This is a genomic window from Brevundimonas sp. 357, from assembly GCF_003938605.1.
GTDB lineage: Bacteria > Pseudomonadota > Alphaproteobacteria > Caulobacterales > Caulobacteraceae > Brevundimonas.
On sequence record NZ_RHWX01000007.1, the window covers coordinates 126,829 to 151,946 of the forward strand.

27 protein-coding genes are annotated in these 25,118 nt (G+C 68.5%); 16 read left to right on the top strand and 11 right to left on the bottom strand.

Translation table 11 applies throughout. The features are described 5' to 3' along the window. Positions 1–32: 32 nt before the first annotated feature. The 6 genes from trxA to EGK63_RS08150 all read left to right on the top strand — a co-directional run bounded on the left by trxA (position 33) and on the right by EGK63_RS08150 (position 2,560). On the top strand, positions 33–932 hold the full coding sequence (gene trxA / locus EGK63_RS08130) for a thioredoxin (RefSeq protein WP_125900763.1): 900 nt from the start codon (positions 33–35) through the stop codon (positions 930–932). A gap of 10 nt (positions 933–942) precedes the next feature. After that, entirely contained in the window at positions 943–1,602 is a 660-nt protein-coding gene (locus EGK63_RS08135) for an LON peptidase substrate-binding domain-containing protein (RefSeq protein WP_125900764.1), read from the top strand. A gap of 151 nt (positions 1,603–1,753) precedes the next feature. After that, on the top strand, positions 1,754–1,948 hold the full coding sequence (locus EGK63_RS08140) for a Trm112 family protein (RefSeq protein ID WP_003166576.1): 195 nt from the start codon (positions 1,754–1,756) through the stop codon (positions 1,946–1,948). A gap of 89 nt (positions 1,949–2,037) precedes the next feature. Beyond that, a complete protein-coding gene (locus EGK63_RS16895; protein ID WP_256375771.1) occupies positions 2,038–2,172 on the top strand; it encodes a hypothetical protein in 135 nt (44 codons plus the stop codon). Continuing rightward, a complete protein-coding gene (locus EGK63_RS08145; protein ID WP_165906560.1) occupies positions 2,172–2,372 on the top strand; it encodes a hypothetical protein in 201 nt (66 codons plus the stop codon). The genes EGK63_RS16895 and EGK63_RS08145 overlap by 1 nt, the downstream gene beginning before the upstream one ends. Next, a complete protein-coding gene (locus tag EGK63_RS08150) occupies positions 2,369–2,560 on the top strand; it encodes a hypothetical protein (RefSeq protein WP_125900766.1) in 192 nt (63 codons plus the stop codon). Before EGK63_RS08145 ends, EGK63_RS08150 begins: the two co-directional genes overlap by 4 nt. A gap of 15 nt (positions 2,561–2,575) precedes the next feature. Here EGK63_RS08150 and EGK63_RS08155 read toward each other — a convergent pair whose 3' ends face one another. Next, the gene (locus tag EGK63_RS08155; protein WP_125900767.1) at positions 2,576–3,829 is read right to left on the bottom strand and encodes a UbiH/UbiF/VisC/COQ6 family ubiquinone biosynthesis hydroxylase; all 1,254 of its coding nucleotides are present in this window, start codon (positions 3,827–3,829) and stop codon (positions 2,576–2,578) included. A gap of 163 nt (positions 3,830–3,992) precedes the next feature. Between EGK63_RS08155 and EGK63_RS08160 the strand changes: the two genes are divergently transcribed. The 3 genes from EGK63_RS08160 (at position 3,993) to xth (ending at position 8,460) form a co-directional block, all read left to right on the top strand. Then, positions 3,993–6,497 (top strand): DNA translocase FtsK, encoded by a 2,505-nt coding sequence (locus EGK63_RS08160; protein ID WP_125900768.1) that lies wholly within the window; start codon positions 3,993–3,995, stop codon positions 6,495–6,497. 294 nt (positions 6,498–6,791) lie between these two features. Next, on the top strand, positions 6,792–7,433 hold the full coding sequence (locus EGK63_RS08165; RefSeq protein WP_125900769.1) for an outer-membrane lipoprotein carrier protein LolA: 642 nt from the start codon (positions 6,792–6,794) through the stop codon (positions 7,431–7,433). Positions 7,434–7,662: 229 nt separating this feature from the next. Then, on the top strand, positions 7,663–8,460 hold the full coding sequence (gene xth, locus EGK63_RS08170) for an exodeoxyribonuclease III (protein ID WP_125900770.1): 798 nt from the start codon (positions 7,663–7,665) through the stop codon (positions 8,458–8,460). A gap of 7 nt (positions 8,461–8,467) precedes the next feature. Here the strand turns inward: xth and EGK63_RS08175 are convergent, their stop codons facing one another. Next, the gene (locus EGK63_RS08175; RefSeq protein ID WP_125900771.1) at positions 8,468–9,880 is read right to left on the bottom strand and encodes an SLC13 family permease; all 1,413 of its coding nucleotides are present in this window, start codon (positions 9,878–9,880) and stop codon (positions 8,468–8,470) included. An 87-nt stretch (positions 9,881–9,967) separates the two neighbouring features. Between EGK63_RS08175 and EGK63_RS08180 the strand changes: the two genes are divergently transcribed. After that, positions 9,968–10,876: a hypothetical protein gene (locus tag EGK63_RS08180; protein ID WP_125900772.1), complete on the top strand. Its 909-nt coding sequence runs from the start codon at positions 9,968–9,970 to the stop codon at positions 10,874–10,876. 7 nt (positions 10,877–10,883) lie between these two features. On the opposite strand, the gene EGK63_RS16900 is transcribed toward EGK63_RS08180, so the two are convergent. From EGK63_RS16900 to EGK63_RS08195, 4 genes are all read right to left on the bottom strand, one after another. Further along, on the bottom strand, positions 10,884–11,006 hold the full coding sequence (locus tag EGK63_RS16900; RefSeq protein WP_256375772.1) for a hypothetical protein: 123 nt from the start codon (positions 11,004–11,006) through the stop codon (positions 10,884–10,886). A gap of 95 nt (positions 11,007–11,101) precedes the next feature. Continuing rightward, a complete protein-coding gene (gcvA, locus tag EGK63_RS08185; protein WP_125900773.1) occupies positions 11,102–12,043 on the bottom strand; it encodes a transcriptional regulator GcvA in 942 nt (313 codons plus the stop codon). Positions 12,044–12,050: 7 nt separating this feature from the next. Next, on the bottom strand, positions 12,051–12,737 hold the full coding sequence (locus tag EGK63_RS08190) for a response regulator transcription factor (protein WP_003166566.1): 687 nt from the start codon (positions 12,735–12,737) through the stop codon (positions 12,051–12,053). Positions 12,738–12,799: 62 nt separating this feature from the next. Further along, positions 12,800–13,510 (bottom strand): YggS family pyridoxal phosphate-dependent enzyme, encoded by a 711-nt coding sequence (locus EGK63_RS08195; RefSeq protein ID WP_125900774.1) that lies wholly within the window; start codon positions 13,508–13,510, stop codon positions 12,800–12,802. Here EGK63_RS08195 and EGK63_RS08200 point away from each other — a divergent pair. Then, positions 13,509–14,171, top strand: a complete 663-nt coding sequence (locus EGK63_RS08200) for a thiamine phosphate synthase (RefSeq protein ID WP_243637620.1) — start codon at positions 13,509–13,511, stop codon at positions 14,169–14,171. The genes EGK63_RS08195 and EGK63_RS08200 overlap by 2 nt on opposite strands. A gap of 15 nt (positions 14,172–14,186) precedes the next feature. Here EGK63_RS08200 and EGK63_RS08205 read toward each other — a convergent pair whose 3' ends face one another. Next, on the bottom strand, positions 14,187–14,591 hold the full coding sequence (locus EGK63_RS08205) for an NtrZ family periplasmic regulatory protein (protein WP_125900776.1): 405 nt from the start codon (positions 14,589–14,591) through the stop codon (positions 14,187–14,189). A 340-nt stretch (positions 14,592–14,931) separates the two neighbouring features. On the opposite strand from EGK63_RS08205, the gene EGK63_RS08210 reads away from it, so the two are divergent. The 5 genes from EGK63_RS08210 to EGK63_RS08230 all read left to right on the top strand — a co-directional run bounded on the left by EGK63_RS08210 (position 14,932) and on the right by EGK63_RS08230 (position 20,305). Then, complete coding sequence (locus tag EGK63_RS08210) at positions 14,932–15,387, top strand: DUF3576 domain-containing protein (protein WP_125900777.1); 456 nt, start codon at positions 14,932–14,934, stop codon at positions 15,385–15,387. A gap of 87 nt (positions 15,388–15,474) precedes the next feature. After that, positions 15,475–18,054 carry a leucine--tRNA ligase gene (gene leuS, locus EGK63_RS08215; RefSeq protein WP_125900778.1) on the top strand — a complete coding sequence of 860 codons (2,580 nt, stop codon included), beginning with the start codon at positions 15,475–15,477 and terminating at the stop codon, positions 18,052–18,054. Beyond that, complete coding sequence (gene lptE, locus EGK63_RS08220) at positions 18,054–18,539, top strand: LPS assembly lipoprotein LptE (protein WP_125900779.1); 486 nt, start codon at positions 18,054–18,056, stop codon at positions 18,537–18,539. Before leuS ends, lptE begins: the two co-directional genes overlap by 1 nt. Positions 18,540–18,549: 10 nt before the next feature. Next, a complete protein-coding gene (gene holA, locus EGK63_RS08225) occupies positions 18,550–19,602 on the top strand; it encodes a DNA polymerase III subunit delta (protein ID WP_125900780.1) in 1,053 nt (350 codons plus the stop codon). A 103-nt stretch (positions 19,603–19,705) separates the two neighbouring features. Beyond that, a complete protein-coding gene (locus tag EGK63_RS08230; RefSeq protein ID WP_200167238.1) occupies positions 19,706–20,305 on the top strand; it encodes a hypothetical protein in 600 nt (199 codons plus the stop codon). A gap of 471 nt (positions 20,306–20,776) precedes the next feature. Here EGK63_RS08230 and EGK63_RS08240 read toward each other — a convergent pair whose 3' ends face one another. Genes EGK63_RS08240 through mnmG form a run of 4 tightly spaced genes read right to left on the bottom strand, consistent with a single transcriptional unit; the run spans position 20,777 to position 25,064 of the window. After that, positions 20,777–21,664, bottom strand: coding sequence for a ParB/RepB/Spo0J family partition protein (locus EGK63_RS08240; RefSeq protein ID WP_125900781.1), 888 nt, complete (start codon positions 21,662–21,664; stop codon positions 20,777–20,779). Positions 21,665–21,704: 40 nt separating this feature from the next. Continuing rightward, complete coding sequence (locus EGK63_RS08245; RefSeq protein ID WP_125900819.1) at positions 21,705–22,511, bottom strand: ParA family protein; 807 nt, start codon at positions 22,509–22,511, stop codon at positions 21,705–21,707. Between the two features lie 19 nt (positions 22,512–22,530). Continuing rightward, on the bottom strand, positions 22,531–23,151 hold the full coding sequence (rsmG, locus tag EGK63_RS08250; protein ID WP_125900782.1) for a 16S rRNA (guanine(527)-N(7))-methyltransferase RsmG: 621 nt from the start codon (positions 23,149–23,151) through the stop codon (positions 22,531–22,533). After that, entirely contained in the window at positions 23,151–25,064 is a 1,914-nt protein-coding gene (gene mnmG, locus EGK63_RS08255; protein WP_125900818.1) for a tRNA uridine-5-carboxymethylaminomethyl(34) synthesis enzyme MnmG, read from the bottom strand. The genes rsmG and mnmG overlap by 1 nt, the downstream gene beginning before the upstream one ends. Between the last annotated feature and the right edge of the window lie 54 nt (positions 25,065–25,118).

The window sequence follows — 25,118 nt, forward strand, 5'->3', positions numbered from 1 at the left end:
TACCTTCCTTCGACCCCCAAGCGGACCCGACCATGACCTTCGCCGACCCGTCCCTGACCACCCCGCCCGACCTGATCAAGGACGGCACGGACGCCTCCTTCATGACCGATGTGATCGAGGCCTCGAAGCATCAGCCGGTCATCGTCGACTTCTGGGCCACCTGGTGCGGCCCGTGCCGGACGCTCGGCCCCGCGCTGGAGAAGGCCGTGCGCGCCGCCAAGGGGGCGGTGAAGATGGTCAAGATCGACGTCGACGCCAACCCGGCCTATGCGGGCCAGCTGCGGGTGCAGTCGATCCCGACCGTCTACGCCTTCGTCAACGGCCAGCCGGTCGACGGCTTCCAGGGCGCCATTCCCGACAGCCAGATCAAGGCCTTCATCGACAAGCTGACCGGCGGAGAAGGCGTCAACACCGACGTCGAGCAACTGCTGTCGCTGGGCGAGGAATCGCTGGGTCTCAGCGATCTGGGCGGCGCCGCCCAGGCCTTCGCCCACGTCCTGACGATGGAGCCGGACAACCAGAAGGCCATCGCCGGCATGGCCCGCGTCTATCTGGCTGAGGGCGACGCCGAACAGGCGGCCCAGACCAGCGCCATGGCCCCCGCAGATTCCACCGAGCCGACGGTCCAGGCCGTGCGCGCCCAGCTGTCGCTGGCCTCGGCCGCCCCGACGGGCGCGACCGCCGAGCTGGAGGCCCGGCTGGCCGCGAACAAGAACGACCACGAGGCCCGCTTCGACCTGGCCCAGGCCCTGGCCTCGGCGGGCGATCTGAAAGGGGCGGTCGACCACCTGCTGACCATCGTCCAGGCCGAGCGCGAGTGGAACGACCAGGCGGCGCGCAAGCAACTGCTGACGGTGTTCGAGGCCGCCGGCCCCAACAGCGAAGTCGCCCGCGACGGCCGACGACGCCTGTCCTCCATCCTGTTCTCCTAACGGCGCGATCATGGCTCAGGGCTACGTCAAGGCCAGCGAACTTCCCCAGGTGATCCCGGTCTTTCCGCTGCCGGGCTCCATCCTCCTGGCGCGGGGACAGCTGCCGCTGAACGTGTTCGAGCCGCGCTATCTGAACATGGTGGACGACGCCATGGCGGGCGACCGGATGATCGGCCTGATCCAGCCGGTCGGCCCCGCGGGCCTGCGCCCGCCCCTGACCCGCGTCGGCTGCGCCGGACGGATCACCAGCTTCGCCGAGACGTCGGACGGGCGCTATCTGATCACCCTGACCGGAGTGTGCCGCTTCGCCGTGGCGACCGAGATGCAGGTCCGCACCCCCTATCGCCAGGCGCGGGTCGACTTCCTGCCCTATGAGGCGGACCTGCGCGCCCCGGACCCGGCCGAGGATTTCGACCGCGAGCCCTTCCTCTCGGCCCTGGCGCCCTATCTGGCGGGACGCGGCATGGACATCGACTGGGACACGGCCCGCGCCGCGCCGCAGGAGGCCCTGATCAACAGCCTGGCCATGGCCCTGCCGTTTGATCCGCCCGAGAAACAGGCCCTGCTGGAGGCCCTGACCCTGACCGAGCGCGAAGCGGCCCTAACCGCCCTCCTGCGCATCGAAGCCGTCGCCCCCGACGACGACGAACCGGGTCCGGCGATGCAGTAGTCTGAGCGCGCCCAACGCGATAAACACACGACCAACAGAACAGGGCGCCCGACGCCCTCAAGCAGCGAGCGCCCGCGGCGCGAGCGATAGGGCGCAAACTTCCTCAAACAGTGAGCGCCCGCGGCGCGAACGATAGGAAACTAAAAAGATCATGAGCGACGCCTTCAACACCCCCGTCTCGGTCGATCCCCGCCTGCTGGAGGTGCTGGTCTGCCCGGTCACGCGCGGCCGCCTGACCTATGACCGCGAGCGCAACGAACTGGTCTCGGCGGGCGCCAAGCTGGCCTTCCCCATCCGCGACGGCGTGCCGATCATGCTGGCCGAAGACGCCCGCCCGCTGGACTGAACCTTACGTCGCGCTTAGGCGACGCCCCGCTTTCCTCATCGCGCCCTTATGGCCGTCGGGTGTTTCTTCGTCTCATGAAGGAGCCCCTCATGAGCCGCCGCGCCCTGCTGAACCAGTCGCTGAGCCGCCCAAGCCCGCCCGCACCCGGCGTCTGGCGCATGGTCCAGACCGTGCTGGCCCTCTACCTGGGCTGCACGCCTCGCAACGGGAGCCGCCCGCGATGATGAGCGGCTATCCCGACGGGCGCCCCGCCGCCCCTCACCGCCCGCGCGCCTATGGCGTCGTCGCCCGCGACGGCGGCTGGTGCGTCACCCTGGACGGCTGCGTCACCCGCCCCTTCAAGAACCGCGAGGCCGCCGCGCGCATCGCCCGCCAGCTACAGCGTCAGGCTGACGGCCTGCTCCAGACCGAGCCCCGCTCATGACCGCCGCCCGCGCCAAGGCCCGGCCCGTCCCGTTCGAAATTCGCCGCCTGGGCCGCGTCTGGCGCCTGACCTCTTCGGACGGGCTCTTCTTCGGCCTGTTCCAGAACCGGGCCTCGGCCCTGCGCTGCGCGGTGGAAGAGGCCGACCGCCGCGACGACGCCGACGTGCTGCTGCACGCCCACGACTGAGCCGAGCAGGCTCTCTTACAAGCTCTCGCCGCGCAGCAGGCGAGGCAGATCCCCCGTCGCCCCGCCGGCTTCATGCATGAAGGCGCGGCGCAGGGGGGCGATGCGGTTTACCGCCGCCATGCCCAGATCACGGGCCAGCCGCACCGGGGCGATGTCGTTGGAGAACAGACGCACGAAGCCGTCGAACCCCGCCGCCAGCGCCGCATTGTCGAACCGGCGCCAGCGGGCGTAGCGCTCCAGCACCAGTTCCGAGCCGATGTCCTCGCCGATGCGCGCAGCCTCGGCCAGCACCTCGGACAGGGCGGCGACGTCCTTCAGGCCCATGTTTAGCCCCTGCCCCGCCACCGGATGAACGCCATGGGCCGCATCGCCGATGATGGCTATGCGCGGCGCCGTCAGCCCCTCGGCCAGCTGCAGCGACAGAGGATAGACGAAGCGCGGCCCCTCGATCGTCAGCCCGCCCAGGAAGTCGCCGAACCGCCGCGTCATATGGGCGTGGAAAGCCTCGTTCGAGGCCGAGCGCAACGCCTCGCCCCGGCGGGTGCTTTCCGTCCAGACCAGATTGGCCCGGTTCTCCGTCAGCGGCAGGATGGCGAAGGGGCCGTCCGGCAGGAAATACTCATGGGCGACGTTGCCGTGCGGCTTCTCCATGCGGACGGTGCAAACCACGCCGCTCTGCTGATAGGTCCAGCCGAAAACGTCTATGCCCGCCGCGCGGCGCACGGTCGAGTTGCGGCCCTCGGCCCCGATCACAAGCGGCGCCGACAGGGTGGAGCCGTCCTTCAGCGTCACCGTCGCCCGCCCCGGCCCGACGGCCACATCGGCCACGGCGGCGGGGGCGCGGACTTCCAGCCCCTGCGCCTGGACCAGCTCGGCCAGCGCAGAACGCAAGCGGCGGTTCTCGACCATATAGCCCAGCGGCTCGCCGCCGTTGCGGTCGCCGATCTCATCTGCGTCGAAGCGGATATAGGCGGCCGAGGGCTTGCGGCTGGCCGCGCCGGGACGGCGGCCGTCCGTCACCAGAATGCGGTCCATGCGGCAGGCGTGCGGCTCCAGAGCCTCGCCCAGCCCCAGGGCCTTCAACATGCGGAAGTTAGCGTAGGAGATCGCCGTCGCCCGCCCGTCGAACGTCGGCGCCAGCTGGGCGTCAAAGGGCTGAGGGTCCACCATGACGGGCCGCAGGCCGCCCTGCGCCGTCGCCAGCGCAAAGGTCGCTCCGACCAAGCCTGCGCCGGCGATGATGATGTCGTAGTCGTCCGATCCGCTCATGCTGTCGTTCTAGGCCCCTATCGCGCGTCACGCCACCTCAAGCCCGCAGGCGCACTGGGACATAAGGGCTCATCCGCGCCAGCAAAGACCGGGCTGGTAAATGCCGCTTTAACCTTATGCGAGGCACTAAGGGCCAGAGTCCCGTTTTCAGAGGTCCGCCTTCATGTCCGCCGCCCTCGCGCTCGGCCATCGCGTCTGGAGCACCGCCCGCATCGTCTGGGCGGCGCCCTTCGCCGTGCGGTTCAGGGGGGTGCTGCAGGCCATGCTGGCCGCCCTTCTGCTGGTGGCCCTGATCTCGTGGAACCCGGCCGATCCCAGCTGGAACGCCGCATCGGCGCAAGCGCCGACCAACTGGCTGGGCGGGGCGGGCGCGACCTTCGCCGACCTGATCATGCAGTCGCTGGGGCTGGCGGCGTGGCCCGCCGTTCTGCTGGTGATCGCCTTCGGGCTGGCGGTGGCCATCGGCGACGCCCTGCAGCACCGGCTGCAGCCGACCCCGTTCAAGATCTTCTGCGCCGTCGCGGGCGTGCTGCTGATGTCGGCCGCCCTGTCGGCCCCCGCGGCGCCCGCGAAATGGCCGCTGGCGGCGGGCATGGGCGGACTGTGGGGCGACGCCGTCACCGGCCTGGCCGCCAACGGCCTGGGCGCTCTGAAGGTGCCGGGCGCGCGCATCATCCTGGGCTTTCTCTTCGTGATCCTGGCGTTGTGGAGCCTGGCCTACACCGTGGGGCTGCGCCTGCGCGATTTCACCGACACCGCAGGCTGGGCCGCCCAGAAGGGCGCCGAGGTCCGCGCCGTCCGACCGGCCAAGGCCGCCAAGCCGGGCAAGACCCCGCGCGCCGTCGCCGAGGCCGCCGTCCCGGCCCGCAAGCCGCGCCATCGCCTGCCCGAAGCCGACGACATGGAGGCCGACGGCCCCCTCGCCGCACCTGCCCAATCTTCCGCTCAAGCCGCCTTCGCGCCCCCGTCCGAAGCTCACGACGACGCGGACGCCTATGCCGACGAGGCCGACGCCTACACCCCGCCGTGGGCGGATGCGGCCCCCGCCCCCATCGCCCCGCCCTCGGCCCGCACCAACCGACCGGCCGAGCCCAAGGTCGCGGCCGTCAAGGCGCCCAAGCCCGTCCGCAGCGACGCGGACCAACAGGCCTTCGACTTCGCCAATGAGGGCGGCTTCGAACTGCCCCCGCTGGGCATTCTGGCCAAACCCGGCCAGCGCGGCGGCGCCGTCGACGAGGAATCGCTGAAGGCCAACGCCAAGATGCTGGAGGGCGTGCTTCAGGAGTTCGGCGTGCGCGGCCAGATCGATCAGATCCGCCCCGGTCCCGTCGTCACCCTGTACGAACTGGTGCCCGCGCCCGGCGTGAAGCACGGCCGCGTCGTGGCCCTGGCCGACGACATCGCCCGCTCCATGTCCGCCCGCGCCTGCCGCATCAGCGTGGTTCAGGGCCGCAACGCCATCGGCATCGAACTGCCCAACGCCAAGCGCGAGACGGTCTTCCTGCGCGACCTGCTGGCCTCCGGCGAGTACGACAAGAAGAGCCATCTGCTGCCGCTGGCGCTGGGCGAGACCATCGGCGGCGAGCCTTACGTCGCCGACCTGGCGCGGATGCCCCACCTGCTGATCGCGGGCACCACCGGCTCGGGCAAGTCGGTCGGGGTCAACGCCATGATCCTGTCGATCCTGTATCGTCACTCCCCCGCCGAGTGCCGCTTCATCATGATCGACCCCAAGATGCTGGAGCTGTCGGTCTATGACGGCATTCCGCATCTGCTGGCGCCGGTCGTGACCGATCCCAAGAAGGCGGTCGTGGCCCTGAAGTGGACCGTGCGCGAGATGGAGGACCGCTATCGCCGGATGTCCAAGCTCGGCGTCCGCAACGTCGCCAGCTACAACGAGCGCGCCCGCGAGGCGCAGGAAAAGGGCGAGCATTTCGAACGCACCGTCCAGACCGGCTTCGACGAACAGGGCCGCCCGGTCTATGAGTCCGAGAAGATCCGCCCTGAGCCCATGCCCTATCTGGTCGTGGTCATGGACGAGATGGCCGACCTGATGCTGGTCGCGGGTAAGGACGTGGAAGGCGCGGTTCAGCGTCTGGCCCAGATGGCGCGCGCGGCGGGCATCCACCTGATCATGGCGACGCAGCGCCCGTCGGTGGACGTCATCACCGGCACCATCAAGGCCAACTTCCCGACCCGAATCTCCTTCCAGGTCACGTCGAAGATCGACAGCCGCACCATCCTGGGCGAACAGGGCGGCGAGCAGCTGCTGGGTCAGGGCGACATGCTCTATATGGCGGGCGGCGGCCGCATCACCCGCCTGCACGGCCCCTTCGTCGGCGATCAAGAGGTCGAGGACGTCTGCAAACACCTGAAGGCCCAGGCCGAGCCGGAATACCTCGACCTGATCACCGACGAGCCGGACGGAGACGGCGACGGCGCCATGGGCGATGAAGGCGGCGGCACCGGCGATGACCTCTATGACCGCGCCGTGGCCGTGGTCACGCGCGACCGCAAGGCCTCGACCTCCTACGTCCAGCGCCGCCTGCAGATCGGCTACAACCGCGCCGCCACCCTGATCGAACGCATGGAGCAGGAAGGCGTCGTCAGCCCCGCCAACCACGCCGGCAAGCGCGAAGTGCTGGCCGGACCGCCGCCTATGGTTTGATCGGCTTGCAGCCGAAACGGCGGCTTTGCCGCCGGGCGCTATCGCTCGCCGCGCGACGGCTCGCTGCTTCAGCGCCAATCGCGCGCGACGAGGAACAACACGCCTCGGCTGACGCTTAAACGCCTCACGTCCTCAAGCAGCGAGCCGCCGCGCGGCGAGCGCTAGGACACTAAAACAATGAACACCGCTTCATCGGAGCGCCGGAATATGGTCAGGCTGGCGTCATCAGCCTGCCGGATGAAGCCCCCACCCTCAATCGGGTCGAAAACCGTTCAGAACGGGAGAAGAAAAGACATGAGCATTTCCCGCCGCGCCTTCGGCCTCGGCTCCGCCGCCCTGGTCGCGCTCGCCGCCGCCCCCGCCGCTGTCCTGGCGCAGGCCGGGCTGTCGGCCGACGACCAGGCCGTCCTGCGTCAGGCCCAGACCTATCTGACCGCCATGACCACGGCCCAGGGAACGTTCGTCGAGACCGGGCCGAACAATCAGCGCCGCACCGGCCGCTATTATCTGCAACGCCCCGGCAAGATGCGGTTCGAGTACACCGAGCCTGCGGGCCTGCTGGTCGTCGCCGACGGCAATAACGTCAGCCGTTGGGATCCGCGCCTGAACGTCTTCCGCCAGGCGCCGCTGGGCCAGACCCCGCTGTCCACCTTCCTGGCGCGCGAGGTCCGGCTGGATCAGGGCGTGAAGATCGACCGGATCACGCGCATGGACTCCGGCGCCTTCGCCATCACGGCCCGCGACGCGCGCCGTCCCAACGAAGGCTCGGTCATCCTGGCCTTCGCCGGTTCGCCCGTGCGGCTGCAGGAATGGACCATCACCGACTCGCAAGGCTCGCGTACGCGGGTCCAGCTGACCACGCTGCAACCGGCTCCGGGCCTGGCCGCCAGCCTGTTCCAGCTGCGCGACCCGACCCGTCGCAACCGCCGCAACTGATTTGTCGCGAAAAAAGAAGCGGGGCGATTTTGTGACAGTTTGACCTTTTTCGCTTGGCGTGACACTTTGAACACAGGACGGCGGCGGCCGTCCCGCCCGCCACGGATTCATCCCCGCCTGGCGGCGAGAGAGACGAACTTCATGCGCCCGGACCTGGCTCCGGGCGCTTTTTTAATACGCGCGACAACCGGCTTAGACCCCGCCCCGCCAAGCTGCTAAGCCCGCTTGCATGAGCCTTCGCATCGTCACCTGGAACATCAACTCGGTCCGCCTGCGCATCGATCAGGTCGCCCGCTTCGTCGCCGAGAACGCCCCGGACGTCCTGTGCCTGCAGGAGATCAAATGCACCGAGGACCAGTTTCCGCGTCAGGCCTTCATCGACATGGGCCTGCCCTACCTGCGGATCGGCGGCCAGAAGGGCTGGCACGGGGTGGCCATCGCCAGCCGCCTGCCCATCGTCGACAGCCCCAAGCTGGATGTCTGCCGCGAAGGCCACGCCCGCTGCGTTTCGGCCGTGGTCGAGGGCGTCGAGGTGCAGAACTTCTACATACCGGCGGGCGGCGACCTGCCGGACCGGGCGCTGAACCCCAAGTTCGATCACAAGATGGACTTCTATGAGCGGCTGACCGCCGAGATGAAGACCCGCGACCGCCAGCGGCCGCTGGTCCTGGCCGGAGACTTCAACATCGCGCCGGGCGAGAACGACGTCTGGAACCACCGCTTCATGTCCAAGGTGGTCAGCCACACCCCCGGCGAGGTCGAGACCCTGTACCGGCTTCAGGAGGCGGGCGGTTTCGCCGATGTGGTGCGCGACCAGATCCCCGACCCGGTCAAGCTGGCCAGCTGGTGGAGCTATCGCGCCAAGGATTTCCGCAAGTCGAACCGGGGCCTGCGGCTGGACCACCTGTGGACCTCGCCCGGCCTGACGCCCGCCGTAGTCCAGGGCAGCGCCCGCATCCTGGACACGGTGCGCGAATGGGAACGGCCCAGCGACCACGCTCCGGTCGTGATGGACCTGGACGTCTGAAGCCGCCTCAGAAGGGGAAGAAGATCGGGATGGCGACCATGGCCGCCGCCCAGGTGATCAGGTTCAGCGGCGTGCCGACCCGGACGAAGTCCATGTAGCTGTAGCCGCCCATCTGATAGACGAGGACGTTGGTCTGATAGCCGAAGGGCGTGGCGAAGGCGGCCGAGGCGGCCATCATCACCGCCACCAGGAAGGGGCGCGGATCGACCCCCAGGCTCTCGGCCAGGGCGACCGCGATCGGCGTCACCAGCACCGCCACCGTGGCGTTGGACAGAAGCTCAGTCGCGAACAGGGTCACGCCGTAGAGCACGATCAGGGCGCCCAGCGGCCCGAACGGGCGGATCACCTCGATCAGCAGGCCCGCCCCTTGCGCCGCCAGCCCCGTCACCTCGATCGCCGTGCCGACCACCACCATGCCGGCGATCAGCAGCAGGATGTCCGGCTTCAGGCCCGAATAGGCCTCTTCCGGCGTCAGCACGCCTAGCAGGATCAGGGCCACCGCTCCGGCGAAGGCCGCCGCCGCGATCGGCGCGATCCCCAGCCCCGCCGCCGCCACCACCAGGACGAAGACCGCCAGGGCGATCAGCGCCCGCTTCCATTGCAAGGGCCGGTCGGCCGAGGCGTAGAGGTCGACGTCGCCCAGATGGGCGTCGCCGGTGCCGTCGCGCTGGCTTCGGCTTTCGCCCAGACGGGTCAGGGACGGCAGGGAGAAGGGCAGACGCCACCGCCCCTGACGCGAGGCCTTTTCGGCCTGGGCTTCCGCCTCCTGTCGCTCGCGTTCGGCCTCGGCCTCTTCTTCGGCGGTCGCCGTACGGCCCAGCTGGCGCGCGCCGAAGAAATAGAGCCACAGACCCCCGACCAGGGCGATGACCAGGCCCACGGGCGTGATCTCGAACAGGCTGAACACCGGCTGACCGGCGTTGCGCGCCATGTCGTTGACCAGCAGATTGGTCGAGGTGCCGATCAGGGTCAGCAGCCCGCCCATCACCGTCACATGGCTGAGCGGCATCAGGAACCGCTTGGGCGACAGCTTCAGCGACTTGGCCATGTCGCGCACGACCGGCGCGGCCAGCACCACCACCGGCGTATTGTTCAGGAAACCGCCGACCGAGCCGCACAGGCCGATCACCACCCAGATGCCCGTCGCGCCGAAACGCCGACACAAGGACGTCGCCTTGCGGATCATCAACCCCAGCAGGCCGGACAGCTCGATGGCGTAGGCGATGACGAACAGCCCGGCCAGGGCGATGACCGCCGGGCTGGCGAAGGCGCTCTGCACCTCGACCGGGCGCACCACGCCGAACAGCAGCAAGGCCGCCGCGCCGCTGAGCGCCACCACGTCCGAACGCATCCGCCCGTGGATCATCACCCCGACCACGGCGATCAGAACGATAAGCGCGATAATCTGGTCCAGCGTCACCCGCGCAAGACCCCCTCTTTCAGCCCAGCCGCGACCACGATCACGGGTCGGGGCGTCAATCAGCGTTTCCCGTGTTAGGCTGGTTCCATGTCGATCACAACGACCCGTCTCGCCGCGCCGCTCGCCCTCGCGGCGGCCCTGCCGCTTCTGACCTGGTGTCAACGTCCGCCGGAACCGGCCGCGCCTGCGGAGCCGACCCCGCCGCCGACGGTCGTGCTGGACTCCACGCTGAACCGCGCCGCCCTGCTGGCCGCCCTGACCGAGGCCGGAACCGCCCTGGCCGACGGCCAGACCCGCAACGCGGCCCTGACGGGCCGAACGGTGTCGGTGCGCCTGCCCTTCGGCTGCGGCGGCGAGGCGGCCGTCGTCAGCGAGGTCGGCGGCCTGCCTCGCCTCGTTCGCAATGCGGATGGAAGCCTGACGCTGACGGTCATGCCGGAAGACCTGGGCGCGTCGGCGCTGGTCCCCGCAACCCGCGAAGGGGCGGTCGACAAGTGGGAGGCGGTCGAAGGTTTCTGGATCGCCCGGCCATGGAGCGGCCTGGACGCCTGCCCGGCGTCAGCGACTCTGGCCGCCCCCGCCCCGGATCTCGCGCCTTCGCCGGCTCAAACGGCGATCAAAACGCCCGCCGAGGGCAAGACGGCTGAGGCCAAGACCGTTGACGACGTCGCGGCGCCGCCAATCGTCCAGCCCGAACGCAGCGCCGGGCTGGCCGCCGTGTTCGAGACGGGCGGTTCGCGCCTGGGCCGTCGTCAGGGCCAGGCCTATGTCCATGTCATTCGGGGGGAGAAGGGCGTCGCGCCGACGCCGGCGCCGGGCGGCTATGCGCTGCGGCTGGAAGGACGGCTGACCGCCTTCGCGGACGGCAAGGCCGTCCACTGCGTCCAGAAGGACGCCGAAAGCCGTCCGGTCTGCGTCGCCGCGCTGCGGCTGGACCGGCTGGCCTTCGAGGATGGGGCCACGGGCGCCCTTCTCAGCGAATGGCGCCCGCGTTGAGTTTGGCTCAGGCTGCGCCCAGCAGCTTGGCGCCGGCCAGCACGCCCAGAAGGATCAGGGTGACGCTGCCGGTGAAGACGACGATGCCTTCGAACGAGAAGCTCGAAGCGCGGGGATGCACGAGTTTCATGACTTGGTTCCTTTCGGCGGGGGAGTTCCGAACGGTCTCAAGATAGGAAGCGCGGCCGCCGGGGACAAACCACGGTTAGGCCGTCTCAAGTGACTTCAAGTCACCCGAACCTCATCTGCGTCCTCATCTAGCCGTGATTCGGCCACGATCCAGTTGAGGAAGCGCCGCAGCTTGGGTTCGTCCGCCCGCTCGGGCAGGACCACCGCCCAATAGGCCAGATCGTTGGTCAGGGCGTGATCGACCGGCTGGATCAGCCGCCCCTCGCGCAGGTCGTCCGCCGCCAGGGGCGCCGAGGTCAGGGCCACGCCGCGTCCGGACAGGGCCGCCTCCAGCGCCAGATGGCTGTGGCTGAAATGGGGGCCGCGCAGGTGGTTCACCCGGGGATCATCAACCCCGGCGCTCTCGAACCAGGCCTTCCAGCCCATGCGGTCGGCGTAGGGCATGTCGTGCCAGGTCTCATGGATCAGCACCACGTCCAGCAGGTCGGACGGCTCGTTCAACCGCCGCGCGGCGGCGAAGGACGGGGCGCAGACCGGGATCAGCCGCTCATTGACCAGCCGCCGCGCCACCTGGCCCGGATAGGGGCCTTCTCCGTAGCGCAGGGCCACGTCGGCCTCACCGTTCGACAGGTCGGCGATGCGGTCCTCGGCAAAGACGATCAGGTCGAGGTCCGGATTTTCCTCGCTGAAGCGATGCAGGCGCGGCGACAGCCATTTGCTGGCCAGCGACGGCAGGGCGGTGATGCGCAGCTGGCGCGAACGACCCGGCCGCACGGCCTCCAGCGCGCTTTCCAGCCGCTCGAAGGCGTCGGCCACGCCCTGAGCCAGGCGCTTGCCGTCGGCGGTCAGGCGCACCGAACGGTTGAAGCGATCGAACAGGCGCAGGCCCAGCCGCATCTCCAGCGCCTTCACATGGCGGCTGACGGCGCCGGGGGTGACGCCCAGCTCCTCGGCCGCTTCGCGGAAGCTGCCGAGGCGGGCGGCTGCGTCGAACGCCCGAAGCGCCACCAGCGGCGGGGTCGGGCGACGCTCGCTCATCTGGATGTCAGGGCTGGAGGCGGTAGCCGCCGGCGTCGGTCAGCAGCAGACGGGCCTGGCCCGGCTCGACCTCGATCTTCTGACGCAGGCGATAGATGTGGGTTTCCAGGGTGTGGGTGGTGACCCCGGCGTTGTAGCCCCAGACCTCCGTCAGCAGCTCTTCGCGCGACACCGGCTTGGCCCCGGCGCGATAGAGGTATTTGAGGATGTTGGTTTCCTTCTCCGTCAGCCGGACCTTCTTGCCCTTGTCGTCGACCATCAGCTTGGAAGCCGGACGGAACTCATAGGGGCCGACCTGGAAGACGGCGTCCTCGGACTGTTCGTGGCTGCGCAGGTGGGCCCGGATGCGCGCCAGAAGCACCGCAAAGCGGAAGGGCTTGGTGACATAGTCGTTGGCGCCGGAATCGAGGCCGAGGATGGCGTCCGAATCCGATGACTGCGCCGTCAGCATGATGACCGGGGTGGAGACGCCCGCCTTGCGGATCAGGCGACAGGCCTCGCGCCCGTCCATGTCGGGCAGGTCGACGTCGAGCAGGATCAGATCGGCCCGCGCCTCCTTGGCCTGGCGCACGCCATCGGTCGCCGTCGCGGCCTGGGCCGGGCGGAATTCCTCGTGAAGCGCCAACTGCTCGGCCAAGGCCTCGCGCAGGTCGTTGTCGTCATCGATGATCAGAATGGTCTTGGGCGTGCGCATGGTCTCTTTAGAATGGCGAGGCTTGGGCCCGACGCCAAGGGCGCCAAACGCGATATTGCGTCCTAAGAGGCCACAGGGACCATATTTCGTTCCCCGAACAGGGCCGAACCCACCCGAACATGGGTCGCGCCCGCCTCGATCGCCGTCAGATAGTCACCGCTCATGCCCATCGACAGGATCGAGAGGCCGTTGCGCGCAGCGATCGCGGCCAGCAGGGCGAAGTGCGGCGCGGGGTCTTCATCGGCCGGGGGAATGCACATCAGCCCCTCGACCGTCAGGCCGTGAACGTCGCGCGCGGCGGCGATCAGGGCGTCGGCGTCGTCCGACAGCACGCCCGCCTTCTGCGGCTCGGCGCCCGTATTGACCTGAACTAGGACGCGGGGACGACGACCCGTCTTACGCGCGGCGGCGGCCAGGGCGTCGGCGAGGCGTTCGCGATCCAAAGTCTCGATGACGTCGAACAGTTCGACCGCATCTTGCGCCTTATTGGTCTGCAGGGGGCCGATCAGGCGCAGCTCGAGATCCGGCAAGTCGGCGCGGCGCTCGCCCCAGTGGGCCTTGGCCTCCTGCACCCGGTTCTCGCCGAAGACCCGCTGGCCGGTCGCCAGGGCGGCGTCGAGGGCGGCGTCGCCCTGCGTCTTGGACACCGCCGTCAGCACCAGCGAAGCGGGGTCGCGGCCCGCCGCCAAGGCCGCGTCATGGATGCGGCGGCGCACCTCGGCGAAGCGGTCGGCGATGGACGAAACGGCGAAAGCGGGCGTAGTGGCGGTCATGACCCTGTCCGAACTCATGGCCGAGGACGCGCGCACCCTGTGGGCGACGGCCCAGGCCCTGTCGCAGTCTGTAGCCCTCACGGCGGCGCCTGTCAGCCCGCGCCCCCTGCCGCCCCTGCTGTTCTTCACCGACCCCGAGCGCACGCCTCGGCCGTGGGAGACGGCGGCGCGCCTGCCTGCGGGCGCGGGCGTCGTGTACCGCGCCTTCGGCGCCGCCGACGCCGTCGAGACCGGGCTTCGTCTGCGCGAGGCGACGCGGGCGGCGGGCGGACTGCTGCTGGTCGGACTGGACGCCGTCCTGGCCGAGCGGGTGGAGGCCGACGGAGTGCATCTGCCCGAACGCGCCCTGTCCTCGGCCTACGCCCTGTCGGGACGGCGGCCGGACTGGCTGCTGACCGGCGCGGCGCATTCCGAAGCGGCGGTGCGCGGCGCGCGCGACCTGCACGCCCTGGTGCTGTCGCCCGTCTTCACCGCCGGCGGCGCCTCGGCGGCCAAGCCCGCATTAGGGGTAAAAGTCTTCTCCGACCTGGCGGCCCTGGCCTCCTGCCCGGCCTACGCCCTGGGCGGGATCACGGCGCGAAACGCCGAAGCCCTCAGCGAATCAGGTGCGTGCGGTCTGGCGGGCGTGGAAGCGATCCAGACAGCGTTCACCTCTCGCTGAGAGAGGCGCCCAGGATCAGAACTTGAAGATGGTCTCGAGGCGCACGCGCGGGGCGGCGCGGCGGTCGGCGGCGCTTTCAGGCGCGCGGGCCGGATCGACTTCCGGCGAGGCCAGGTTGGCGGCGGCGCCGACGCGCAGGCGCGGGCTGAGGCGGTAATAGGCCCCGGCCTCGACGTCGCCCCAGTCGGCTTCGCGGCCGACGGGCTGGTTCAGGTTGAAGTTCAGGCCCCAGCGGCCGTTCTCGTTCCAACGCAGGCCGCGCCGCTGCGCTGGAGACGCTGGCGTGGCCGAGGATTGAGCGGCGATGTCCGCCAGGCTGACGGCGGGCGCACGGCCACGCGTCTGAGCCGAGGCGTCGTTCGTCATCCCGGCCAGAGCCAGGGCGCCCACGCATCCAGAGATGACGGCGACGAAACGCATTCCACCCACCCAGAAGACCGACTTGAGTCGTCGATCCATCGTTGACGAACCGGAACCATCCGGCCTGGGGATAAGATATGGACTGATGCGCCGGGGTCAACGCGTCAGACGTCCAAGGCGCAGGTTCTCGACGAGTCCGGCGGCGGCTGTGGCGCCTGCGTCACGCCGTCACGGCATTCCCTGATCGATATTGGAGGCTCAGAACGCGGGTTCGCCTTGTCATCGCCCCTTTTCGCCGTGTTATAGAGCGTCGCTGCGGCGCGTGCGTTCGCGGCGACGTCGGACGACGATCCGACGCCGCCCGGCGTCATGGCGTCCAACCCTTTTGCGGAGACACGGAATGGCTCTTGTTCGCGGCGCTGCGGTCGCCCTGATCGCTTCGGGACTGCTGCTCGGCGGCTGCTCCAGCCTGCCCTTCGTCGGCGGCGAGTCCAAGGCCAAGGCGCCTTCGGCCGAAGCTCAGCTGGGTATCGGCGTCAACGCCTATCTGTGGCGCGCCACCCTGGACACCCTGTCCTTCATGCCGCTGGCCAACGCCGATCCGTGGGGCGGCGTCGTCAATTATGACTGGTACGTCAATCCGCAGGCGCCGAACGAGCGCTTCAAGGCGACCGTCTTCATCCTGGATCGCCGCCTGCGCGCCGACGCCCTGAACGTCGCCGTGACCAAGGAAGTCAAGGACGCGGCCGGCGCCTGGGTCTCCGCCCCGGTCGCGGCCCAGACCGAAACCGATCTGGAAAACGCCATCCTGACCAAGGCGCGCCAGCTCAACCTCGCCAACGCGGCCCGTCGCTAAAGTTCGGCCGCCCCTCACCTTTCGTCTTCAACGCGTCCTCAGGCCCGCCTCAAGCTTCGCGCCTGAGGCGCCGCCTCAGGATACGCCGTGGCCCGTTACGAGCCTAAGACCGCCGAACCCCGCCAGCAGGCCCGATGGGCCGAGGCCGACGCCTTTTCGGTGTCCAACGCCGACACCGGCCGTCCGAAATACTACGTCCTGGAGATGTTCCCCTATCCGTCGGGCAACATCCACATGGGCCACGCCCGCAACTATGTGATGGGCGACGTGGTGGCGCGTCACAAGCGGGCGCAGGGTTTCGACGTCCTGCACCCGATGGGCTGGGACGCCTTCGGCATGCCGGCCGAGAACGCGGCCATGGAGCGCGGCGTCCATCCCGGCGACTGGACCTGGTCCAACATCGCCACCATGCGCGACCAGCTGAAGCTGCTGGGCCTGTCGCTGGACTGGTCGCGTGAGTTCGCCACCTGCGACCCCGACTACTACGGCAAGCAGCAGGCCTGGTTCCTGGAGCTGTTCAAGCGCGGCCTGGTCTATCGCAAGGACGGCGTCGTCAACTGGGATCCGGTCGACAACACCGTCCTGGCCAATGAGCAGGTCATCGACGGGCGCGGATGGCGCTCGGGCGCCGTGGTCGAGAAGCGCAAGCTGAACCAGTGGTTCCTGCGCATTACTCAGTATGCGGATGATCTGATTGACGGCCTGGCCGAGCTGGAAGGCCGCTGGCCTGAAAAGGTCCGCCTGATGCAGGAAAACTGGATCGGCCGGTCCAAGGGTCTGCAGATGAAATGGGCCTGGGCGGGCGCCGCCCCGGCTGGTTTCAATGACGGGCTGGAGATCTACACCACCCGCCCGGACACCCTGTTCGGCGCCAGCTTCATGGGTCTGGCCCCCGATCATCCGATCTCGAAGCAACTGGCCGAGGCCGACCCCAAGGTCGCCGCCTTCGTCGCCGAATGCCGCAAGGGCGGCGCCAGCCAGGCCGACATCGAACAGGCCGAGAAGATCGGCTGGGACACGGGGCTGAAGGTCGTCCACCCCTTCACCGGGGCCGAGGTTTCGGTCTGGATCGCCAACTTCATCCTGTCCGACTACGGCACCGGGGCCATCTTCGCCTGCCCGGCGCATGACCAGCGCGACCTGGACTTCGCCCGCAAATACGACCTGCCGGTGATCCCGGTCGTCCGCCCCGAGGGCGCGGGCGACGACTTCGCCGTGGCGGACGAGGCCTATACCGGCCCCGGCTCCATCTTCCATTCCGACTTCCTGAACGGTCTGGACATCGAGGCCGCCAAGGCCGAAGCCATCCGCCGCATCGAGGCCGCCGGAACGGGCGAAGGCGCGACCATCTATCGCCTGCGCGACTGGGGCGTCAGCCGTCAGCGCTACTGGGGCTGCCCCATCCCGGTCATTCACTGCGAGGCCTGCGGCGTCGTGCCGGTTCCGGCCGACCAGTTGCCGGTCGAACTGCCCAAGGACGTCACCTTCGACGTACCGGGCAACCCGCTGGACCGCCATCCGACGTGGAAACACGTCAACTGTCCGTCGTGCGGCGCCGCCGCCCGGCGCGAGACGGACACGCTCGACACCTTCGTCGATTCCAGCTGGTATTTCGCCCGCTTCGCCGATCCCAAGGCGGCCGAGCCGATCAACAAGGCCGCCGCCGCCAAATGGCTGCCGGTGGATCAGTACATCGGCGGCGTCGAGCACGCGGTCCTGCACCTGCTCTACGCCCGCTTCATCACCCGCGCCCTGTCGGACGCCGGTCTGATGGACGTGAAGGAGCCGTTCGCCGGCCTGTTCACCCAGGGCATGGTGATCCACGAGACCTATTTCGACGGTCATGAGGACAGCGGCAAACCGCGCTGGGTCGAACCGTCGGACATCCGCATCGAGACCGTGGACGGCCAGCGCGTCGCCACCCGCCTGTCCACCGGCGCCCCGGTGACGATCGGCGACATCGAAAAGATGTCCAAGTCCAAAAAGAACGTGGTCGCGCCCCAGGACATCATCACCGCCTATGGCGTGGACGCCGGACGCCTGTTCATCCTGTCCGACAGCCCGCCTGAACGCGACATCCAATGGTCGACCGGCGGCGTCGAAGGCGCCGCCCGCTTCGTCCAGCGCGTCTGGGGCGAATACGCCGCCTTCGACGTCGCCGCGCCCGCAAACGCCGATGTCGACGCCGCCCTAATCCGCGAGACGCACAAGGCCATCAAGGCCGTCAGCGAAGGCGTCGAGCATTTCCGTTTCAACTCGGCCGTGGCCAAGCTCTACGCCTTCCTGGCGACCATCCGTCAACACGACAAGGCCGGCGCCGAAGCGAAGAAGACCGCCCTGTCGACCCTGGCGCGGCTGATGGCGCCCTTCACCCCCCACCTGGCCGAGGAAGCCTGGACCCAGCTGGGCGAGGCCGGAATGGTGCTGGACGCGCCGTGGCCCGTCTATGACCCGGCCCTGGCCGCCGACGACCAGGTCACCCTGCCCGTCCAGATCGGCGGCAAGCGTCGGGGCGAGGTCGTCCTGCCGCGCGGATCGGACAATGCGATGGTCGAGGCCGCCGCTCTCGCCAATCCGACGGTTCAGGCCTACCTTGCCGCCAACAACCTCAGCGTTCGCAAGGTGATCGTGGTGCCCGACCGTATCGTCAATCTGGTGGCCGGCTGATGCGCCGTCTGACCCTGCTCGGCGTCCTGGCGGGCGCAAGCCTGCTGTCCGCCTGCGGCTTCACGCCCATGTACGGCGAAGGCGCTGTGGGTTCGAACCTCTCGCGCATCGCCGTGACCACGCCGGACGACCGCCTGGGTTATCGGCTGCGCGAACATCTGGAAGACGCCTTCGGTCGCGATGGAGGCGGTCTTTCGCCCCTCTATCGCCTGACGACCGAGGTCGAGCAGAGCCGTCGCCCCTTGGGCCGTCGTATCGACGATACGGCCAGCCGCTATGAGCTGACGGTCAAGGCCGCCTGGGCCCTGACCCCCGCCGCCGGCGGAGATGCGATAAAGGGCGTGCAGACCACGACTGTCACCTACGCCGCCGCGGATCAGCCCTACGCCGCCATCGCCGCACAACAGGACGGCGAGGACCGGGCCGCCGCCGACCTGGCCCGCCTGATCCGCCTGGACATGATGCGCGTCCTGGCCGGGCGCTGATGGCCTTCGCATGATCCTGTCCAAGCGGCCCGACGTCGACCGCTTCCTTAAGGCGCCGGACGCCGGCGTCCGCGCCGCCGTCATCCACGGCAAGGACCGCTCGGGCGTGACCGAGCGCGCCCTGACGCTGTGCCGCACGATCACCCCGGACCTGAACGACCCCTTTAACGTCACCCTGCTGACCGAGGCCGACATCGACGGCGACGCCGTGCGGCTGGAAGAGGCGCTGACGGCGCTCAGCATGATCGGCGGGCGGCGCCTGGTGCGCATCCGGATGTCGGACGGCAAGGCGGGCGTGGACAAGGCCGTTGCCGCCGCCCTGACCGCCCACGCCGAAGGCGCCTACAACCCCGACGCCATGCTGGTGATCGAAGCCGGAGCGCTGGGCCGCGAATCCGCCCTGCGCAAGGCCGCCGAAAAGGCCCAGGGGGCGGTCGCCATCGCCTGCTATGAAGACGAGGTCGGCGACGTCGCCCGCATGACGCGCGAGGCCCTGGGCGCCGACAAGGTCGGCCTGTCTTCCGACGCCCTGGATCGCTTTGTCGCCCGCCTGCCCCGCGAGCGCGGCCTGATGCGTCAGGAGATCGAGCGGCTGATCCTCTACATCGGCCCGGGCTCCAGCCGCACTATCGACGTCGAGGAGTTGGACGCCCACCTGGGGGTCGAGCCCGACGCCTCCCTGTCCGACGCCGCGCTGCAGGCCTTCGGCGGCCGGCCCGGCCCCGCCCAGGCGGGCCTGCGCCGCGCTTTGGCCGAGGGCGAAAGCGCTGTCATGGCCGTGCGCATGGCCTCGCTCCATCTCGGAAAGCTGCGCCGGATCAATGTCCTGCAGGCCAACGGCGCAGGCGCCAAGGAGGCCACCAAGGCCGCCGGCGTGTTCTGGAAACAGGAAGCGGAAATGCTGCGCCAATCGCGCGCCTGGCGGCTCGAACTGCTCGACGAGGTGCAGGACAGCGTCAACACCGCCGACGTCATGACCAAGACCACGGGCATGCCCGAGGCCCTGATCGCCGAACGCCTGCTGCTGGAGATCGCCGCCCGCGCCAAGCGCATGGGACTTTGAGACGATGAACCCGAGCGACATGACGCCGACTCGACACAACGGCAATTCGGCGTTCTGATCCTATCGCCTCGGCATTGAGCCGGGATGACCTCGGGGAATCTTCATGCGTCTGTTCAGCACCGCCGTCGCCGCCGCCGTTCTTCTGAACTTGCCTGGCCTGGCGCTGGCCCAGGAAGCATCCGTACCGACCGACAATGCCGAAATGGCCGCCATCTTCGTCGCCGATCAAGCCGTTCGTCAGAACATTGATCCGGCCCGGTTCCGTGATCGCGCCTTCGTCGAGCAGATGAACGCCGACGACGCCGCCCGCCGTGAGCGAACCCGCGCCCTGCTCGATGCGGGCGCCTTGCAGACCGGAGAAGACTTCCGCGCCGCCGCCTTCGTCTTCCAACACGGATCGACCCCTGAGGACTATCTTCTGGCGCACAGCCTGGCCGTCACCGGCGTCGCCAAGGGATCGAAGCAGGCGGCCTGGATCGCAGCGGCCTCACTCGACCGTTTCCTCCAATCGGTGGACCGGAAACAGATCTACGGCACCCAGACTCGCATGATGAACGGCGGCGAGCCGACGCTCGAGCCCTATGATCGCGACCTATTGCCCGCCGCCGTACGCGCCGCTGCGGGCGTGCCCAACCTGGCCGAACAGGACGCGCGCCTGGAACAGTTCCGCGTCGCCCGTCAGGCGGCGGCTCCGCAACCCTGAAGCCGCGCCCTGCCCTCAGCCCCTTTTGGAGGCGCGGCGGAAAGCCGGCTTGTTCAAGGCCGCAGCCTGACGTTGCATCGTCTTTTCGGACTTGCGCGCGCCTGCGGCGCTGCTGAAGGCGCCGCCATCCTGTGTCGCGGCCCGCTTCGCCGCCAAGACTCGCTTGAGAGCTTCAGCGGCGCTCGACTTCTCAGGGTTCTCGATCATGAACGACACCTTAGCAGAAACAGCCGAAAAAAGAGCGTTCTCACCCTGGTCTCAGTTCGCCGCCTTAGCGCCGCGGTTGGCCTGTCGATTGAGCCAAGTCCGCAGTATTGACAGAAAAGTATATAGAAGTGTTTTATGCCTTTGATCGATCCCTCGATCATCGAACGGGTTTTGCGCGCCGCCGACCAGCGAACCGCGAACCCGCTCTCATCCCCGACTTGCCCGTCCCGGCTCGACCAGGACGGGCTTTTTCGCTTCCATGGATCAGCCGCGCATCAGGCGGCGGCAAAGATCGTCAAGCTGTTCCAGCGTGCCGTATTTGACCGTGATCTCACCCTTGCCGCCCTTGTCCGCCAGTGAGACCTTCAGGCCCAAGGCGTCCGACAGATCCTGCTCCAGCGCCGCGATATCGGCGGCGCCCTCGCCGGTCAGCGCGGGTTTGGACTTGGGCGCCTTCTGGCCCTCGACCGCGCGACGGGCCAGAGCCTCGGTCTGACGCACGTTCAGACCCTTGGCGATAACCTCCGCCGCCAATTGCTCTGCATTCGGCGCCGTGATCAGGGCGCGGGCGTGACCCGCCGACAGCTCACCGCGCACCACATGCTCGCGCACCGCCTCGGGCAGTTGCAGCAGGCGTAGGGTGTTGGCCACGTGGCTGCGGCTCTTGCCCACCACACCCGCCAAAGCGTCCTGGGTGCGGCCGAAGCGTTCCATCAGGACGGCGTAGGCGTTGGCCTCTTCCATCGGGTTCAGGTCGGCGCGCTGGACGTTCTCGATGACGCCGACCTCCAGCACCTCGATGTCGTCCATCTCGCGCACGACGATCGGCACCTGCGTCAGGCGGGCGGCCTGGGCGGCGCGCCAGCGGCGCTCGCCGGCGATGATCTGCCACACGCCCTGCTCGCCCGGTTGCGACCGCACCAGGATGGGCTGCAGCACGCCCTTGTCGCGGATGGAGGCCGTCAGCTCGTCCAGATCCGTCTTGGTGAAGATTTTGCGCGGCTGGTCCGGGTTGGGCTTCAGCGCCTCGATCGGCGCCCGATGCACGCCCGCTGGCGCCGGGCCGGTCGCGTCAACAGCGACTGGCTCCTGCGTGTTTTCTCCCAGAAGCGCCGAGAGACCCCGGCCCAGACCACGCTGACGTTCGGACAAGATATCGATTCCGTTATTGTTTTTGGGATCAGACCGCCAATCAGGCGGCCAGGGCCTGACGACGCTGACGCTCGCGCGCCACCAGTTCACGGGCCAGCTTCAGATAGGCCTGGCTGCCCGCACATTTCAGATCATAGATGAGCGCCGGCTTGCCGAAGGACGGCGCCTCGGACACCCGGACGTTGCGAGGGATGACGCTGTCATAGACCTTGTCGCCGAAGTGGGCGCGCACGTCGGCCGCCACCTGCCCCGACAGGGCGTTGCGACGGTCGTACATGGTCAGGACCAGACCTTGAATCTCCAGCGCCGGGTTCAGGCTCTGGCGCACCATGTCGATGGTCCGCATCAACTGGGTCAGGCCCTCCAGGGCGAAGAACTCGCACTGCAGCGGAACCAGAACGGCGTCCGCCGCCGCCATGGCGTTCAGCGTCAGCAGGTTCAGCGACGGCGGGCAGTCGATCAGCACATAGTCATACCGGGAATGACCATTGCCGCCCTGTTTCGCTAGGGCGTCGCGCAGACGGTAGGAACGACGATCCGCCTGGCTCAGCTCGATCTCGACCCCCGACATGTCGGCGTCGGCGGCGACGATAAACAGCCCCGGCACTGCGGTCTCAATGGCGGCCTCGTCCACCGGGCGGCCGTCGACGATGACGTCATAGATCGTCACCCGCCGTGTTTCACGTGGAACACCCAGACCCGTGGAGGCATTGCCCTGCGGGTCCATGTCCACGATCAGCACCTTTTCGCCGATCGCCGCCAGAGCCGTGCCCAGATTGATGGCGGTCGTGGTCTTGCCCACCCCGCCCTTCTGGTTGGAGACCGCCAGGACGCGGGTTTCATGCACGCGGGGCGGCTTTACGGACTCAACGGACACGGCGAAGGCTCCCCAGTGAAACGATGCGGCCGCGCGGATCGCTGCGCGAGATCGTAAGCTCAGCCTCAAACTGCCAGACCCGACGGGCCTCTTTCAACTCAGCCTCGGCCTTCTCTCCCTTGAGAAACAGCCCTTTTGCACCGCGTTGGAAGTAGGGCTGTGCATAACCCAACAGCTTCTCCATCGCCGCCACCGCGCGCGCGGTGACGACGTCGACCGTGATCGCTTGTTCCTCAGCCCGACCATTGACGACGGTGGCGGGCAAATCCAGCGTATCGACGATGGTCTGCAAGAAGCGGCACCGCTTGCCCAGGCTGTCGATCAGCCACACATGAGCGCCCGGCCGTCCCTTCAAAAGGATGGCCAGGACCACGCCGGGGAAGCCCGCCCCGGCCCCCAGATCGGCCCAGGTCTTGGCCTCCGGCGCCAGGCTCAGCAGCTGGGCGCTGTCCCAGGCGTGACGGTTCCAGAAGTCGGGGATAGTATCCGGACCGACCAGATTCATCACTTCATTGGCCTCGGTCAGCATACCGAGGAAGACGTGCAGATCGGCGATGTTGGCGTCACTGGCGCCCGTCTGGGCGCGGAAGGCATCAATGGCGCTCGACATCAGGCGACCACCGTCGCCAGGTCGGCTTCCACATCCTTGACCTTCTTCACATGACCCAGAAGCGCCGTCAGAGCGCCCGGGGTCATGCCTTCAATGCGCCCAGCCTGGCCCAGCGTCAGCGGGCGGATCAGGGCGAGTTTTTCGCGCACCTCGTTCGACAGCGCGCCGATAGCGGCGTAGTCGAGGTCAACGGGAAGCGACAGCCCCTCCTCCCGCCGCAAGGCTTCCGCATCCTGCGTCTGGCGATCCAGATAGCTCGCGTAGACGGCGTCGATCTCGACCTGATCCCGCACCGCAGGCGACCAGTCCGTGATTTCGGGGCGGACGGCGACAAACTGATCCAGCGTCACATTCGGGAAGGCGAGCAGATCACGGATCGAACGCCGCTGGCCATCCGCATTGACGGTGATGCCCAGTGCCCCCGCCTCCTTGGGCGTGAACTGTGTTTCACGTGAAACACGGTTCGCCCGGTCCAACTGGTCCGCCTTCTCCAGCCATACCGCGGCGCGCTCGGCGCCGACAATGCCCGCCGCGATTCCGATCGGCGTCAGACGCTGGTCAGCGTTATCCGCGCGCAGCGTCAGGCGATACTCGGCCCGGCTGGTGAACATGCGATAGGGCTCGGTGACGCCGCGCGTCACCAGATCATCGATCATGACGCCGATATAGGCCTGGTCTCGACCGAGGATCAGCGGGTCGGAACCCGCGGCGGCGCGCGCCGCATTGAGGCCGGCGATCAGGCCTTGAGCCCCCGCCTCCTCATAGCCGGTCGTGCCGTTGATCTGGCCGGCCAGATAGAGGCCGGGGCGTTTCTTGACCTCCAGCGCCGGAGTCAATTCGCGCGGATCGACATAGTCGTATTCGATGGCGTAGCCGAAACGGAAGACCTCGACCTGCTCCAGGCCGGGCATCGTATGCAGGAAGGCCAGCTGGGTCGCATCCGACACCGAGGTCGAGATGCCGTTGGGATAGACGGTCGGATCATCCAGACCCTCCGGCTCCAGGAAGACCTGGTGGCTTGTCTTGTCGGCGAAGCGGACCACCTTGTCCTCGATCGACGGACAGTAGCGCGGCCCGCGACCCGACAGACGCCCGCCGTAAACGGCGCTTTCACCGAGGTTGTCGGCGATGATGCGGTGCGTCTCTTCCGTCGTATGGGTGACGCCGCAGGCGATCTGCGGCACCTCGATCCGGTCGGTCAGGAAGCTGAAAGGCGCGGGCTGATCGTCTGCCGGCTGCATCTCCAGCCGATCCCAGGCGATGGTTCGCCCATCCAGACGCGCAGGCGTGCCGGTCTTCAGGCGCCCCATCATCAGATCCGCCGAATGCAGATCGCCCGCCAGACCGGTCGACGGGTCTTCGCCATAGCGGCCGGCCGGAATGCGCAAATCGCCGCGATGAATGACGCCGTTGAGGAAGGTGCCCGTCGTCAGCACCACAGCCCCGGCGCGGATGGTCTCCCCCGCCCCAGTCTTCACCCCGGCCACGCGATCGCCGTTCAGGATCAGCCCCTCGGCCGTGCCCGCCATCAGGGTCAGGTTCGGGTAGTCGGCCAGTTCGGCCTGCATGGCCTCGCGATACAGGCGACGGTCGATCTGGCTGCGCGGACCGCGCACGGCGGCCCCCTTGGAGCGGTTCAGCAGGCGAAACTGGATGCCCGACACATCGGCCAGGCGGCCCATGACGCCGTCCAGGGCGTCGATCTCGCGCACCAGATGGCCCTTGCCCAGTCCGCCGATGGCCGGGTTGCAGCTCATCTCGCCGATCGTCTCGAGCTTCTGGGTCAGAAGCAGGGTGCGGGCGCCCGCGCGCGCGGCGGCCGTCGCGGCCTCGCAACCGGCGTGGCCGCCGCCGATGATGACGACATCGAAGGTGTGATCGGGGGTCGAACTCATGGCGTCCACATAGTCCATTCGAGCCGGAATCGCCACCGGCTCGAGAACCGTTGTTTCACGTGAAACAGGCGA